Raw genomic sequence first — 14,266 nt, 5'->3', positions numbered from 1 at the left:
ATCAAAAAAAATCCCGCCCCCAAGACATTTCTGTCTTGAGGACGGGATTGACTCCGCGTTGCCACCTCAGTTCATTCACCTGTTACCAGATGAACCTCAGCAGGTTATCGCTAACCCTTCTCTATAACGGGAGAATATCGCTGCACCACCATCAAAATGAATCCGATGCAGAGCTAAGAGGCTTGGTTCCGTAATGCTTCCAAGCTCCTTCTCAGCTGAACGGAGTTCTCTGTGCAGGTAGCCATTACGTACTCTTCTCTATTTGCGCTTTTCCTTTTTTATACGATCTTCAGTTGAATTGTTACATATTATACAGCGGCTCGATCAACGCGTCAATGTTTTTCCATATTTAATCAGCATAAATCATCTTTCTTGTCATGCCTCCATCAACGACTACATCTGTCCCTGTCACAAATTGATTGTCTTCATCAGTTAAATAAAAACAAGCTTTGACAATATCCTTTGGCGTTCCGACTCGATTTGAAAAATGCTGCTGATGATCGATCTCCCGAAGATTTTTCTCATCTTTCGTTTCAATCCACCCAGGGGAAATACTATTCACAGTAATGGAATCCTGACTAAAGGAAGCCGCCAGAGCATGAGTAAGCGCTGATATCCCGCCTTTTGATGCTGCATATGCTTCTGTATGAGGTTCTGACATGATCGCACGAGTCGATGAAATATTCACAATGGAACCGCCTGTTTGATTTACTTTCATATAACGTGCCGCTTCTCTTGCACATAAAAAAGCACCTCTTAGATTCGTATGTAACACATGATCAAACTCATCGACCGTTAGTTCATAAGGGGATTTTGTACACATGACCCCAGCATTATTGATGAGGATATCGATCGTTTTATAACGCTCCACAGCAGACAACATTAAATCTTGAATATCCTTCTCTTGTTTCACATCCGTTCTTTGAAAAAAGGCCACAAAGGACTCTTTTTTCAACTGCTCCTCCAAGCGCTTCCCTTTTTCTTCATCAATATCCGCAAGCACGACACGCGCCCCTTCTTTCGCATAGCCATACGCGATCGATTCACCAATTCCATTGGCTGCGCCAGTGATGATGATTGTTTTTCCCGCAAAATTTATCATATGACTAATTCCTTTCTTTAGCTAATATGAACTGAACCCTCTTATTCTTTCCTGAAAAGTGCAATCCAGTCGTCCACCTCGATCGATTCTATTTTATTTCCTCTCATTTTTAATTTATAGTACTCCTTTATTTTTTCGTTTGCACCTAACATATATTCTATAACTCTCTTTTCTTCTTTCAAAGAATTTGTTGTTCGTTTTACCCAGTCTTGAAAAGGGTAGAGCTTTTTCCTTTCTACTGCTCTCTCTTTTTTTAATCCCTTATCCATAAACAATTCGCACCACTTTTTCGTAGACAGACAAGAAGCATGACTTTGATCTCTCAAACGTTCTAGCTGATTGATAAATAAAGCGAGTTCTTCGTCATTTGGAGTAACATTATCGATAAATAAAAACAAACCGTTTGGCTTTAAGACACGAGCTGCTTCTTTGGCAAATTGATCAGGATGCGGGAAATGATGTGCAGCAATTCGGCAAGTGACCATATCAAAAGTTCCATCTAAAAAAGGGAGATTTTCTGCATCTGCTATTACATAAAAAATTTGAGGATACTCTTTTAAATGTAATGCAGTGTTTGAAAGCATATCTTTTGTTAAATCCGTCGCAAACACTTGATTCACGTAAGGGGCAAGCACTTTTGCTGTATGACCTCCACCCGTTGCTATATCAAGTACGATCCAGCTTTCTTGAGGGGATGACCATTCAACTATTAGATCAAGATCTGCTCCTTTTGCATGAGTTTGACTCGTCACATATTTTTCTGCATTTCTCCCAAATTGTTCTACAACTTTTCTTTTTGCCTGATCTGAACTCATTCTGTTCCTCCTCTTTGAAATAATGTTTTGTGCCTGCTATTGTTCGCCACAAAATAAAGAGCCGTTCCATTTTATTGAACGGCTACTTTTTAATTAAAGGATTAACGAGAAAGCATGCCATGCGGGTCAATCACAAATTTCTTCGCTACACCCGAATCAAAATCACTATATCCTTTAGGGGCTTGATCGAGGGGAATGACGGTTGCATTGACGGCTTTGGCGATCTGTGCCCTTCCGCTTAAGATGGATTTCATTAGACTGCGGTGATATTGCATGACAGGGGTTTGGCCTGTCACAAAGGTATGGGCTTTGGCCCAGCCAAGTCCAATCCGCACTTTAAGAGAACCCACTTTTGCATCCTCATCAACGGCACCTGGATCTTCTGTGACGTAAAGTCCTGGGATTCCAAGTTTACCGCCAACTTTGGTAATATCCATAATTGTATTTAAAACGGTCGCTGGTGCTTCTCCTTGATCTCCATGTCCTGAAGCTTCAAAGCCGACACAATCGACCGCACAGTCGACTTCCGGCTCTCCTAGAATGTTTGTGATTTGTTCGCCGATTCGATCATGTTTTCGTAAATTGATCGTCTCGCAGCCAAAGCTTCTGGCCTGTTCCAGCCTTTGTTCATTGAGATCACCGACGATGACAGCGGACGCGCCAAGGAGCTGAGCGGAATGCGCTGCTGCAAGACCTACTGGCCCTGCGCCCGCAATGTAGACGGTAGAGCCTGGCTTAACGCCCGCCGAATAAGCACCATGAAAACCTGTCGGGAAAATATCAGAAAGCATCGTCAAATCAAGTATCTTTTCCATTGCCTGATCTTTGTCCGGAAATTTAAGGAGCTGGAAATCAGCATATGGAACCATCACGTACTCGGATTGGCCGCCAACCCAACCGCCCATATCTACATATCCATAAGCTGAGCCAGGGCGATCAGGGTTTACATTTAAGCACACATGGGTTTTTTGTTCCTTACACATGACGCAGCGGCCACAGGCAATATTAAACGGAACTGATACGAGATCCCCTTTTTGGATAAACTCTACATCCCGTCCAACCTCAACAACCTCACCTGTAATTTCATGACCAAGGACAAGTCCTTCAGGCGCAGTTGTACGTCCCCTTACCATGTGCTGGTCACTTCCACAAATGTTTGTTGTCACCACTTTTAAAATGACGCCATGCTCACATTTACGTCCAACATTGGCTTTAGGTACACCAGGGCCATCCTTTAACACCAAATCAGGGTATCCGATATCCTCCACTGCTACATTTCCTGCTCCTTTATAAACGACACCTTTGTTTCCCGACATGTTTCCATTCCTCCCTTTTTGTTTAAAAATGAAGTCTCTACAATTTTCTCTATTTCTCGTGCATTTCCCTTCTTCAAACCGCACATTGACTCAAAAAGTAAAAACTGAATGTCTACCATGGAAAGAAAAATGTATTTTCCAGTCAAATAAAAAAGAAAATATTGAAAAAAAAGCTAAACATTTGCAGAATAATGTCGATATAAGGAATAAGCCAGACAGGTATCCTTAATCGACAAACAAATTCCTTATATATACTATCATTCCTTACACACCTGGCTGGCCCCTACATATGAAATGAATCCAAAAGGCTCTTTTTATGAAGAGTCTTTTTTATTGCCGAACGATGGATTTCATCCCACGCAAAAAGAGGCTCCTCTGACGAAGAGCCTCTTTGTTGATTGCTTGTTCATTACCTGGGAAATATTTTCATCATTTTAAGGCTTTGATACAGATATATGTATCATAGTGATAAACAGAAACGTCTCTAAAGTGATACGCTGAAAAGAGGCGGCTGATTTCTTGTTCACTGTATGTCGAAACGGACTTTGAACGTTTTTGTTCCTTCATGAGATCCTGCTTTTGAAAAGAGAGGAATACCTCTCCATCCACTTGAAGAACGCGGTACACCTCTTTCATTACTTGCTCTATGTCTGACAAGTAATAGATGGTCTGCACTGTAAACAATTTATTGAATGATCTGTCTTCAAAAGGTAATTGCTCAGCTTTTCCAAGTGTGATAACGGCTTTTTCCTGCTCTACAAGCCTCTTATTTTTTCTTTTTGCGTATTTCACCATATGACGAGAAGCATCGACTCCATATACTTTTCCTCGATCGAGTTTTTCTGCTACTTTTGATAAAGTCATACCTCTTCCAGTACCAATTTCTAAAATTCGGTCATTTTCTTGTATATTTAAGAGTTGAATCGTCCATTGATTGATATTATGATGATTTTTTTCCATATAGCGGGCAACCCATTTTGAGAACAAGCCTTTTGGTTCCCTCATTTGTTTTCCAATCCAGCTTTGAATCAATGTTAACACCTGCTTTGCATCAGTAAATAAAGCTATTTACGAATTTTCTTACTTTTCATATCGGCTCTCACCTAACAAAAATTAAGACCTAGTCCTAATTTCTTTGTCCTTTATTAGACGGCACCTTTTATGAAAATGTTTCGCACGTGATGAAAAATATTTTAACGAATAGGCATTTTCATTAATTATGCTCAGATTGATTTCGTTTTCTGCATGAGCTGCATATTTTATGAATGTATCTTGATTAGATAAAGGTGGTGCTAGATTATGGGCTTTGGCGGTTATTCTGGAGGCTACTGCGGTGGCTACGGTGGCGGTTTTGCAGGCGGATTCGCGTTGCTTGTTGTACTGTTCATTTTGTTAATCATCATCGGTGCAAGCTGGATTTGCTAATGTAAAAGGAGCAGGAAACGATGACGTTTTCCTGCTCCTTTTCTTTAATACCAATAGGTTGGATATGTGTACATATAGCGTCTGAGCATTTCCTCTTGCTCTCTTTGCAATCTGTATGGATTGCCGTACCCGTGCTTTAAAGAATGCGGAATAGACGCATACCCGTGCCCCACTGACGGAAACCTCATATATGGTGACATCGACATTCATTGATCACCTCACAATCTCCTTTTACGGTTATCATATGTGCGGATGATCAATGTGGAGCGTGTCTAAACCTGGTCCTTCTCCCTTGTATAACAATCAAGCATTGCCAGCATCATAAACATGTCAATCTCCTCCTTTTCATCTTTTTCTTTTCCTTCTTAGTTCATATACTTTAATTGTTTCTGCTTCATTTCTTCATAAAAGGATTCGACTTGTTGTTCATAAAGAACTGTTTCAATGTCTTTGTATTTTCGCCGGATCGTCAATGTAATAAAAAATAAATGGATTGTCATATACGCTCACCTCCCTTCAGTTCGCAGCACGCGAAATAGCCCGCAGATCTTCTTTATCAGTTGACCTGCGGGCACACAAAAATGCAGATCAAAAGACAGTGTCTTTCAACCTGCGATGGATGATACGTGAAATCCTCGTTTACTTAAACAGTTTTGAAGCGTGCACCGTAAAAGGTAAAGGAAGGACACGAGCTCTTCCACAGGCTGATGACATAATGAAATTGTTTGTTGAGTTGATCACAAGTAGATACGAATAACATATTCTTCAGCCTCCTTTACGTTTTTAATTACTTTGTAAGTATATCCAGCAAGCACCATTTTGTAAACCTGTTTTTAGTAAATGAGATGATTTTTGTGTGTTTGACTAAATTTCTACAGTCATTCTTGTCCAATTGTCCAATGCCATAAAAAAAGCCTCCTCATCACATGAGGAGACTTTACGAATTAATCTTCATCTAGTTCTTGCAGCTTTTTTTGAAAAAAGATCGCGCGTTTCACACAAAGAAAAGCGACTATTAAGAAAACACAATCCACTGCCATCATCAGCATTTTTGGAGATGTTTCAATGTGCTGATTAGGTAAAATCGTACCAATATATAAAAAGGTGCTGACAGCAAGCAAAATAAAAGCGTATTGCTTATAATCTGTCACTAAACCACTCCACTTTTTCTTCACTTGTTTCACCTTCCCGTTATCCATGTCTATTCATAGCTTAACATAGTGAGAGAAAGCGAGGGGCATGTAAATCTATCCATTCGCTAGTGCGTCCAGCCCTTGTTCGATATCATGTAATAAGTCATCAATATCCTCAATACCGACAGAAATACGAATTAAACCATCTGTGATGCCAAGCTCTTCCCTGCGCTCTTTTGGAATGGATGCATGAGTCATTCGAGCAGGAACAGAGATTAAACTTTCGACCGCTCCAAGGCTTTCTGCGATTGTAAACAGCTTAAGCTGACTTAAAAACACATCGACATTTTCTTCGTTTCCAATATCAAAAGAGATCATACCACCAAAGCCTGTTGCTTGTGTTTTCGCAAGCTCATGACCTGGGTGAGCGCTTAAACCTGGATAATAGACACGTGTAATGGCAGGATGTTGTTCTAAAAACTCAGCAATTTTCTGCGCATTTTGTTGATGTGCTTCCATTCTTAGTCCAAGCGTTTTCATCCCTCTCATCAGAAGCCATGCATCTTGCGGCCCGAGAATACCGCCTGTAGAATTTTGAACAAAGTGCAGTTCTTCACCAAGTTCTTCAGTGGCTGTCACGACAAGTCCGCCTACGACATCACTATGGCCGCCTAAATATTTTGTGGCGCTGTGCAAGACAATGTCAGCCCCGTATTCAATCGGCTTTTGGAAATACGGTGTGAAGAATGTGTTATCTACAATCATTAAAATGTTGGCTGCTTTTGTAATGCGGCTGATAGCTTGTAGATCGGTCATTTTGAGTAGTGGATTGGTCGGTGATTCAATGTAGACAGCTTTTGTTTCTGGCAAAATCGCTTTTTTCACCGCTTCAGGATCACTTGTATCAACAAATGTGGCTTCAATGCCAATCCGGTTTAACACCTTTGTGATCACGCGATAGGTTCCGCCGTATACATCGTCTGTCAGTACGATATGATCCCCGCTGTTAAACAGCATCATCACTGCTGTAATCGCAGCCATCCCTGAACCGAATGCGTAGCCGTTTGCTCCCCCTTCGAGATCACGAATGACCGATTCCAGTGCTGTTCTTGTAGGGTTCGCTGTTCTGGAATATTCATATCCTGTATGTTCGCCTGCTTTTGGCTGCTTATAGGTGCTCACTTGGTAAATGGGAACAGACACGGCTCCTGTTTTTTCATCACCAGTTGTTCCGCTGTGAATCATCATTGTTTTTGGTTTCATTTTAATTTCCTCCCTCATAAATGCCTTTACTTAAATAGCGCTCACTGCTATCAGGAAAAATGGTGACAATGACTGTCCCAGGTGCTGCCTTTTTTGCTTCTTCTAAGGCGGCAAATAAAGCAGCACCAGATGAGCTTCCGATCAGAACGCCCTCTTTTTCAGCCGCTTCTTTCACCATTCGGAAAGCATCGTCGTCACTGACGGTATAAATCTCATCAAATAAAGACGATTCCATATAATCTGGAATAAACTCAAGGCCAATTCCTTCCGTTCTATGCGGGCCCGGCTTTCCGCCATTTAAAATTGATCCTTCTGGTTCCACAACAACCGTTTTTAACGCTTTATTTTGCTCCTTTAAATAGGCGGCACATCCTTGAAACGTCCCGCCAGAGCCCGCTCCTGCTACGAATACATCTATGTTCCCTTGCAGATCAGACCATATTTCTGGCCCAAGTGTTTTATAGTAAGTCAATGGATTTACTTGGTTTTTAAATTGCAAAACACAATACGCATTGTCAAGACTTGCCTCTAGTTCAAGGGCTCGATCAATCGCACCCTTCATTCCATCTTTTCTTGGTGTATGAATAATCTCTGCACCAAGCGCCTTCATGAGTTGTTGTTTCTCTTGACTAAAGTGTTCTGGCACACAGAAAATGGTGCGTAATTGATGCTTCCTTGCACTTAGCGCAAGCCCGATGCCTGTGTTTCCCGCAGTTGCTTCAATAATGGTTCCGCCTGGCCGCAGTTTGCCCGATGCCAGTGCTTCTTTCATCAGCATATCACCTAAACGATCCTTAATACTTCCGCCTGGGTTCATCATTTCAAGCTTTGCATAAACATCAACACCTGCTGGCACGCCAATGCCTGACAGCTTTAAAAGTGGTGTGTGACCAATTAATTCCGTAATATCATGTATGACAGCCATATTTTTTCCCTTCCTTTGCATGGAAAAGAAGGGGGAAACCCCTTCTCAGCGTGTAGACAAACCCTCGCATTCTTTGTCAGTCCTGCGTGCCGGTGCTCACGAATGTCAAATTCGCTCCGCGCCGGTACTCGTCCTTCCTAGACTGCAAAGGTTTTCAGTTCACGCTGAAAAGAAGACAAAGGGCTAAAATAAAGAGCATTTTAGCCCTTTGTCAACAATCTGAGAAGGGGGAAACCCCTTCTTTTATTGTGTTTGCTTTATCATACGCAGGACAAGGTCTGTTGAGTGAATTGCTGCTTGCTCAAGAAATTGATCAAAGGAAATATTGGATTCTTTCCCCGCAATATCAGATAGCGCTCGAACGACCACAAATGGCGTTCCAAACAGATGGCAAACTTGCGCAACGGCTGCTGCTTCCATTTCCACCGCATATAGCTCTGGAAACTTCTCTCTGACAAACGCTACACGGTCAGGATCATTCATAAATGAATCTCCTGTTGCAATCGTTCCTTTTGCCACTTGAATATGATCGATTTCTAAAGCAGCTTCCTCTGCCAGCTTCACAAGCTTTTCATCGGCAATAAAAGCAGCCGGCAGCCCTGGCACTTGTCCATATTCGTAATCAAAGATTGTCACATCCACATCATGATGTCTAACATCTGTCGATATGACAATATCACCTACATTTAATGAGTGATGAAAACCGCCAGCAGATCCTGTATTGATCACATAATCTGGCTGGAAGCGGTCAAGCAGAAGTGTTGTGCTGACCGCAGCATTTACTTTTCCTATGCCTGATTTTAATAAAATCACTTCTTTATCTTCATAAACACCTGTTGTAAATTCACACCCAGCGATGTTTTCTTGTGTGGCATTCTTTAGTTGATCTCTTAAAATCGTCACTTCTTCTTCCATTGCACCTATGACTGCGATTTTCAAATCAAAAACATCCTTTCATTCCCTTTTCTTCGCTTCTACGATCCACACAAAATCATTCATTTGTTGAAAGGATGTGCTAAAACCTTCTTCTTCAAAGATTTGCTTTAGCACATCAATAGATGGATAGTATTCTGTTTCTAAATCCTCTGCAAGCTGATCGAATCCAGCGGCTTTCGCCTTGTCGATTTCAGCTTGATGTGCTGCTTGATTTTGAAACATTGTATCAGCAAAGACTATTTTACCACCTGAGGGAAGGATGTTGCCATAGGTGTGAATGGCTTGTTTTTTTTCTTCATCCGTTAAATGATGGAAAGCATATGAACTGACGACCGTATCAGGTTCAAAAGGCGGGGCTGGAAACGATAAAAAGTCTCCATCATGAAATACATTTGGTACTCCCTTTTGAAGAGCCGCTTTCTTCATCGCCTCAGAAGGTTCAACGCCAAACACTTTTTTATTTGCTTTAAGAAGCGCCGCGGTTAGATTTCCAGTACCGCTTCCAAACTCAAGAACATGTTGACCTGAACGGCGAGCAATCTCTTTTAGAATAGCCGGATACCCGCGAAACACTTCTTCATACTGCTCGTCGTGACCACTGACTGTGTCATCATAAGACTCAGCCCAATGATCAAATAAAGAAAGAAACTCACGTCCCATTTTCTTTCCCTCCACTTTATCTATTTATTCCTATGCGTATAGTATGTTTTAATCCGTTGAACAGTTCCTATCCTACCACATCTTCTGATTCTTTCCTACTAAAAAATACTGGGAGGGGTAGAAAAATATTTGCCCTTTTGAAAGGAAGAGATTATGATGATTCTAGAGCGTGAAGGGGTGAATGAAATGGATTTTCAACTGGATTTTTTAAAGGACAAAATTGAATTTTTTGAAGCAGCATCTTTAAAAGAACTTGAACAAAAGATCCAAAAACAAATTGAACATAATCAGGCGATCCTGCTGACTGTTCATTCAGTGAGTCATCAAACGACCGTCATTGATGACCGGATTTTGTATACAGCGGTTGTTCATTTTAAAGCGAATGTCTAAATAAAAAAAGATAGCATGTCCGCTATCTTTTTTTCATGTTTATTTTAATTTTTCAACCTTCACAGGTTTCCAGCCTTTTTCATCCACCCATGTAATTTCTACACGGTAGCGTTCACCTGTTGATTTATCACGGATGGTTCCTTTTGCATCTTGAGGCCCTCCGTTATTTCCTAACCAAAGAACAGTCATTTGATCTTCTGAAATTCCTGTCGCATAGGACATGGCTTTGATCATTTCTTTCCAGTCTTTTGAGTTAGAATCATAGGTCGCTGTATGTGAACCGGATTGCTCTGTTCCTACAGGCTCCCAGTCATCGTTTTCATATGTTTTGTCTACGTCACTTGTTTTGCCGCCATCTGTTACTTTGGCGTCTTTTAACGCATCTTTGTTCGTCTTTTCTTCATCATCTGTTTTCTTTGTATCTTCGTCTTGATCAGATGAATCATCTTTTTTTGTATCTGCATCATCGGATGTATCTTTCTTTTGATCTTTCACATCTTCTTGTGAGTTTTGTTTATTTTCACTTGAAGCAGGTGCCGTTTTTGATGGTGCGTCTGCTACATCTTTCGTTGGCTTATTAAAAATTAACAAACTCGATGCGACAACCAAAATAAGCACCACAACGATACCAATTAATATGTTAAGCACCATATTCGCCTTTCTGCGCTTATCACGATGTTCAAATCGAGAATTTCTACTCAAAATCTCTGCACTCCTTTGCCTCTGTTCCCTAAGTCGTTACTATTCTAACATGACATGAAGGGATGTTCTATGTCTGTTTCTTTTCAATTTCATTGACCTTTTTTACAATATCATAAAACGCTTCATTTGTCTTAGCACGGCCACTTGTCTCATCGAGATGAACAACCACAAGGGCGTATTTTGGCTTTTCTACCGGAAAGTATCCAGCAAACCATTTATGATAAAGCGGATCCCCCTTTTTATCTTTACTGCCTGTTTGGGCAGTGCCTGACTTCCCCGCTACATGAAATGGCAGATCTTGAAACCTCCTGCCTGTTCCTTTGTCAGACGTCACCACCTGACTTAAGTACTTTTGCAATTTTTGAGCTGTATAGCGGTCAATGCTCTCGCCTTCAGGCTGTTTGTTTTGAAAGGACAGCATCGTTGTTCCGTTTTGATACAGCACTTTATCTGCAATTCTCACTTCTTTTCGTTCTCCGCCCCTTGCAATCGTTGCCATCATATTGGCGATTTGCAAGGGAGTTGTTTTAACATTTTTTTGACCGATTGCCGTTTGTGCAATGGCTTTTTTGACATGCTTGTCTCTTTTATCTCCCCACACACTGCCTGTTTCTTCACGATCAAACTGTTTGAATTGCTGCTTATGGTATACATCCCCTTCCCAGCCCACTCGATCGACTAGCCCAAGCTTTGAAGCTGTCTTTTCAATGATTTGATCATCTGTTTGAATGAGCTGATCAGCGAGTGTCGCAAAGGTATAATTACAGCTTTGCGCAAAGCTCTCAGACAAATTCAGCACTTCCTGTTTTCCTTCTGGCTCTCCATATAAATTCTTTCGACAATCATACATCGTTTGTGGCTTGTCTAGGTTTTTTTCGATCGCTGCGGCAAGCACGGCCGTTTTAAATACAGAGCCTGGTGCCATCGCAGTCAGCATGTAATTTCTTGCCTCATGCCGGTTTTTACTCGTGACATTTGGAACACTCGCCATCGCCAGCACACTGCTGTTTTGAATGTCGAGCAGAACAGCTCCGCCTTTTTCGACGGCTTGTTCTTTTAGAACATTCTCCATTTCAGCTTGCATGTCTTCATCCATGGTTGTCTGAACCTGCAGCGGATAAAACGAATGAGCTTCTGCTGTATATTTGACGTCCATCCCAAACAAAGGGTTTCCCCTTCCGTCCACATGATATAACAATTTTGTGTCTTGCTCGGGTAATAGAAATTCGTCAAATGTACTTTCTAGCCCAAATGTACCGATTTCGGTTCGGATTGAAAGCTCTTTTTTTTCAGGATAACGCTTTCTTAAGAGTTCTGGATTCTCGCTTGTGAAGCCTAATGTGTGAAGGGCCAGTCTTTTTTTGTCCTTCTCTTTCATATATACGCCATAAACACCTGAATATTTCATCTCATTGATGTCTTTGAGCTTTTTTTTCGTGATGTCATTTTTTAAAATCAGTGGTTTTTTCGTTTCTGTCAGCTGCCTTTTCAGTTCATCTTCTTCCATCTCAAGAATCAAAGCCGTTTGCTTTAAGTGAGGAAGGTCATATTGGAGGAAAGGAAAGATGATGACCGCTGGCTCTTCTTTTGTGAGAAGTGCCTCGCCGTTTCGATCTAAAAACTCGCCACGTCCGTCTGAAATGACCACTTCTTCTGTCCGCTGTTTGACACTTTCTTGTATCAAATTGATATCAAGCTTTGAAAAAGATTCTGTGAAAAACAGCTGGATTTCTGCCAATCTGATCAGAAGAGCGAGCAATAATATAAATATAATGGCACCCGTCCATTGAATTCTTCTTTTTTTGCGCATAAAAACACCTCGTCCCTATTGTGGACGAGGTGTTTATCGTATAAACGTGATTATGAAATTTTTACAATTTGGACGAACATTTCTCCGCCTGGTGTTTGAACGGTAACTTTGTCATCTACTTGTTTACCTAACAGGCTTTTCGCAATTGGTGAGTCGTTTGAAATTTTGCCTTCAAACGGATCAGCTTCTGCACTTCCGACAATTGTATAAGATTCTTCTTCTCCATCCGGCAATTCAACGAATGTCACCGTTTTACCAAGTGAAACAACATTTGAATTCCCTTCATCTTCGATAATTTTGGCATTACGAATCATATTATCAAGCGTAGTAATACGGCCTTCTACAAACGCTTGCTCTTCTTTCGCAGAATCATATTCCGAGTTTTCAGAGAGGTCCCCAAAGCTTCTAGCAATTTTAATACGCTCTACAACCTCTTTACGTTTAACCGTTTTCAAATATTCAAGCTCTTCTTCTAATTTACGCTTTCCTTCTTCTGTCATTGGAAATACTTTCTCTTGTGCCATGAATCATTCACTCCTTCTATTAATCCTCATCATGCAAGCTTTCTGCATGTGAGTGACGACTGAAATATACAAGAATGAGGACACGTTCAGGCCCTCATTCCGTCTGTCCCATATTCGTAAAAGTCCATCTTACATGGCGTCCCTTTTAGATGCAACTATTATGCCTTTTATCTAGCAGGACCCAGCAGCGGTCTAAAGATCATTTATCTTTATCGCACAAACTGTGGAAAGGCACAGGAAGCTCCTGTACCTCGTTCGGCCATTTCGATCATATGTAGAAGAATAGCTTATCCATTCTCCAACTTCCAATACATAATATGGTCAGTGTACGATATGTCTATGCTATATTATTACAAAATTGCATTTTGATCAAGAATTGTTTGAAAATTTGTGATGATTTGTTTGTCGTTTTTTTAATATACTTTTACAAACTAGGAATCACTACAACGTTCAGCTTACCATCGCCATTTTTCCACTTCCGCTTCGAATGATTGTTTTCCTATCATATCAAATCTTGCATGCAAGGTATGCTTCTCCAATGCTGAACGAAAATCTACTAGCAGGTTACGTATCTTTTCTACGTGATTATTATGCTGAAAAGACCTTTACAGTGTAAAGGTCTTTTCATCTACTCTCCGCGGTTTTGAAGAATCGTTTGAATCTTTGTCACCATTAAATCAATGGCCACATGATTTTGGCCGCCTTCTGGGATGATGATGTCTGCATATCGTTTTGACGGTTCAATGAATTGATTATGCATCGGTCTGACGACAGATACGTATTGTTCAATCACTGAATCAATAGACCTGCCTCTTTCTTTCGTATCGCGTAAAATACGGCGAATGATTCGAAGATCTGCATCAGTATCCACATACAGTTTAATATCCATTAAGTTTCTAAGACGCTCATTTTCAAGCGCAAAGATCCCTTCAACGATGATGACATCCTTCGGTTCAACATGTACTGTCTCTTCTGAACGTGTGTTTAGTTTAAAATCATAAATTGGTTTTTCAATGGACTCGTACCTTAGCAGCTGTTCTACATGCTCGATCATCAGGTCATTGTCGAATGCAAGCGGATGATCATAGTTTGTGAGCAGGCGCTCTTCAAATGGCATATGACTTTGATTTTTATAATATAAATCTTGCTGAAGCATGAGGATTGAATGTCCTTTAAATTTTTCATAGATCGAATTGGTGACGCTCGTTTTACCTGAACCCGAGCCGCCCGCAATGCCAATCACCACTGGTTTTTTCCCCATGTGC

Annotated in this window: 17 protein-coding genes; 2 read left to right on the top strand and 15 right to left on the bottom strand. The window is 41.0% G+C overall.

What is annotated here, in order from left to right; genetic code table 11:
• Window positions 1-349: 349 nt before the first annotated feature.
• From BK049_RS15200 to BK049_RS15185, 4 genes are all read right to left on the bottom strand, one after another.
• Complete coding sequence (locus BK049_RS15200) at window positions 350-1,099, bottom strand: glucose 1-dehydrogenase (protein ID WP_071169242.1); 750 nt, start codon at window positions 1,097-1,099, stop codon at window positions 350-352.
• A gap of 44 nt (window positions 1,100-1,143) precedes the next feature.
• Complete coding sequence (locus BK049_RS15195; RefSeq protein ID WP_071168873.1) at window positions 1,144-1,917, bottom strand: class I SAM-dependent methyltransferase; 774 nt, start codon at window positions 1,915-1,917, stop codon at window positions 1,144-1,146.
• 101 nt (window positions 1,918-2,018) lie between these two features.
• A complete protein-coding gene (gene fdhA, locus BK049_RS15190; protein WP_071168872.1) occupies window positions 2,019-3,233 on the bottom strand; it encodes a formaldehyde dehydrogenase, glutathione-independent in 1,215 nt (404 codons plus the stop codon).
• A 429-nt stretch (window positions 3,234-3,662) separates the two neighbouring features.
• Window positions 3,663-4,265 (bottom strand): class I SAM-dependent methyltransferase, encoded by a 603-nt coding sequence (locus tag BK049_RS15185; protein WP_071168871.1) that lies wholly within the window; start codon window positions 4,263-4,265, stop codon window positions 3,663-3,665.
• Between the two features lie 267 nt (window positions 4,266-4,532).
• Here BK049_RS15185 and BK049_RS20190 point away from each other — a divergent pair, with 267 nt between their 5' ends.
• A complete protein-coding gene (locus tag BK049_RS20190) occupies window positions 4,533-4,658 on the top strand; it encodes a YjcZ family sporulation protein (RefSeq protein WP_008342643.1) in 126 nt (41 codons plus the stop codon).
• Window positions 4,659-4,702: 44 nt separating this feature from the next.
• Here BK049_RS20190 and BK049_RS19590 read toward each other — a convergent pair whose 3' ends face one another.
• The 7 genes from BK049_RS19590 to BK049_RS15155 all read right to left on the bottom strand — a co-directional run bounded on the left by BK049_RS19590 (window position 4,703) and on the right by BK049_RS15155 (window position 9,575).
• Complete coding sequence (locus tag BK049_RS19590; protein WP_155887861.1) at window positions 4,703-4,864, bottom strand: hypothetical protein; 162 nt, start codon at window positions 4,862-4,864, stop codon at window positions 4,703-4,705.
• A gap of 159 nt (window positions 4,865-5,023) precedes the next feature.
• Window positions 5,024-5,158 carry a YrzI family small protein gene (locus BK049_RS15180; RefSeq protein ID WP_008358488.1) on the bottom strand — a complete coding sequence of 45 codons (135 nt, stop codon included), beginning with the start codon at window positions 5,156-5,158 and terminating at the stop codon, window positions 5,024-5,026.
• 444 nt (window positions 5,159-5,602) lie between these two features.
• Window positions 5,603-5,833, bottom strand: a complete 231-nt coding sequence (locus BK049_RS15175) for a YrhC family protein (protein WP_083381135.1) — start codon at window positions 5,831-5,833, stop codon at window positions 5,603-5,605.
• A gap of 72 nt (window positions 5,834-5,905) precedes the next feature.
• Window positions 5,906-7,054 carry a bifunctional cystathionine gamma-lyase/homocysteine desulfhydrase gene (locus tag BK049_RS15170; protein ID WP_008358492.1) on the bottom strand — a complete coding sequence of 383 codons (1,149 nt, stop codon included), beginning with the start codon at window positions 7,052-7,054 and terminating at the stop codon, window positions 5,906-5,908.
• A gap of 1 nt (window position 7,055) precedes the next feature.
• Window positions 7,056-7,979 carry a PLP-dependent cysteine synthase family protein gene (locus BK049_RS15165; protein WP_008358494.1) on the bottom strand — a complete coding sequence of 308 codons (924 nt, stop codon included), beginning with the start codon at window positions 7,977-7,979 and terminating at the stop codon, window positions 7,056-7,058.
• 243 nt (window positions 7,980-8,222) lie between these two features.
• Window positions 8,223-8,918: a 5'-methylthioadenosine/S-adenosylhomocysteine nucleosidase gene (gene mtnN, locus BK049_RS15160; RefSeq protein WP_008358496.1), complete on the bottom strand. Its 696-nt coding sequence runs from the start codon at window positions 8,916-8,918 to the stop codon at window positions 8,223-8,225.
• Window positions 8,919-8,933: 15 nt separating this feature from the next.
• Window positions 8,934-9,575 (bottom strand): class I SAM-dependent DNA methyltransferase, encoded by a 642-nt coding sequence (locus BK049_RS15155; RefSeq protein WP_008358498.1) that lies wholly within the window; start codon window positions 9,573-9,575, stop codon window positions 8,934-8,936.
• 186 nt (window positions 9,576-9,761) lie between these two features.
• On the opposite strand from BK049_RS15155, the gene BK049_RS15150 reads away from it, so the two are divergent.
• The gene (locus tag BK049_RS15150; RefSeq protein ID WP_008358500.1) at window positions 9,762-9,965 is read left to right on the top strand and encodes a YrzA family protein; all 204 of its coding nucleotides are present in this window, start codon (window positions 9,762-9,764) and stop codon (window positions 9,963-9,965) included.
• Window positions 9,966-10,004: 39 nt separating this feature from the next.
• Here BK049_RS15150 and BK049_RS15145 read toward each other — a convergent pair whose 3' ends face one another.
• The 4 genes from BK049_RS15145 to udk all read right to left on the bottom strand — a co-directional run bounded on the left by BK049_RS15145 (window position 10,005) and on the right by udk (window position 14,262).
• Complete coding sequence (locus tag BK049_RS15145; protein ID WP_008358502.1) at window positions 10,005-10,667, bottom strand: YrrS family protein; 663 nt, start codon at window positions 10,665-10,667, stop codon at window positions 10,005-10,007.
• 67 nt (window positions 10,668-10,734) lie between these two features.
• Window positions 10,735-12,477 carry a peptidoglycan D,D-transpeptidase FtsI family protein gene (locus tag BK049_RS15140; protein WP_071168869.1) on the bottom strand — a complete coding sequence of 581 codons (1,743 nt, stop codon included), beginning with the start codon at window positions 12,475-12,477 and terminating at the stop codon, window positions 10,735-10,737.
• 50 nt (window positions 12,478-12,527) lie between these two features.
• The gene (gene greA / locus BK049_RS15135; RefSeq protein WP_008358505.1) at window positions 12,528-13,001 is read right to left on the bottom strand and encodes a transcription elongation factor GreA; all 474 of its coding nucleotides are present in this window, start codon (window positions 12,999-13,001) and stop codon (window positions 12,528-12,530) included.
• A 628-nt stretch (window positions 13,002-13,629) separates the two neighbouring features.
• The gene (udk, locus tag BK049_RS15130) at window positions 13,630-14,262 is read right to left on the bottom strand and encodes a uridine kinase (protein ID WP_008358507.1); all 633 of its coding nucleotides are present in this window, start codon (window positions 14,260-14,262) and stop codon (window positions 13,630-13,632) included.
• Window positions 14,263-14,266: the final 4 nt, after the last annotated feature.

The organism is Bacillus xiamenensis (genome assembly GCF_001857925.1).
GTDB classification, from domain to species: Bacteria; Bacillota; Bacilli; order Bacillales; family Bacillaceae; genus Bacillus; species Bacillus xiamenensis.
This window is presented reverse-complemented; position numbering and strand designations above follow the sequence as displayed.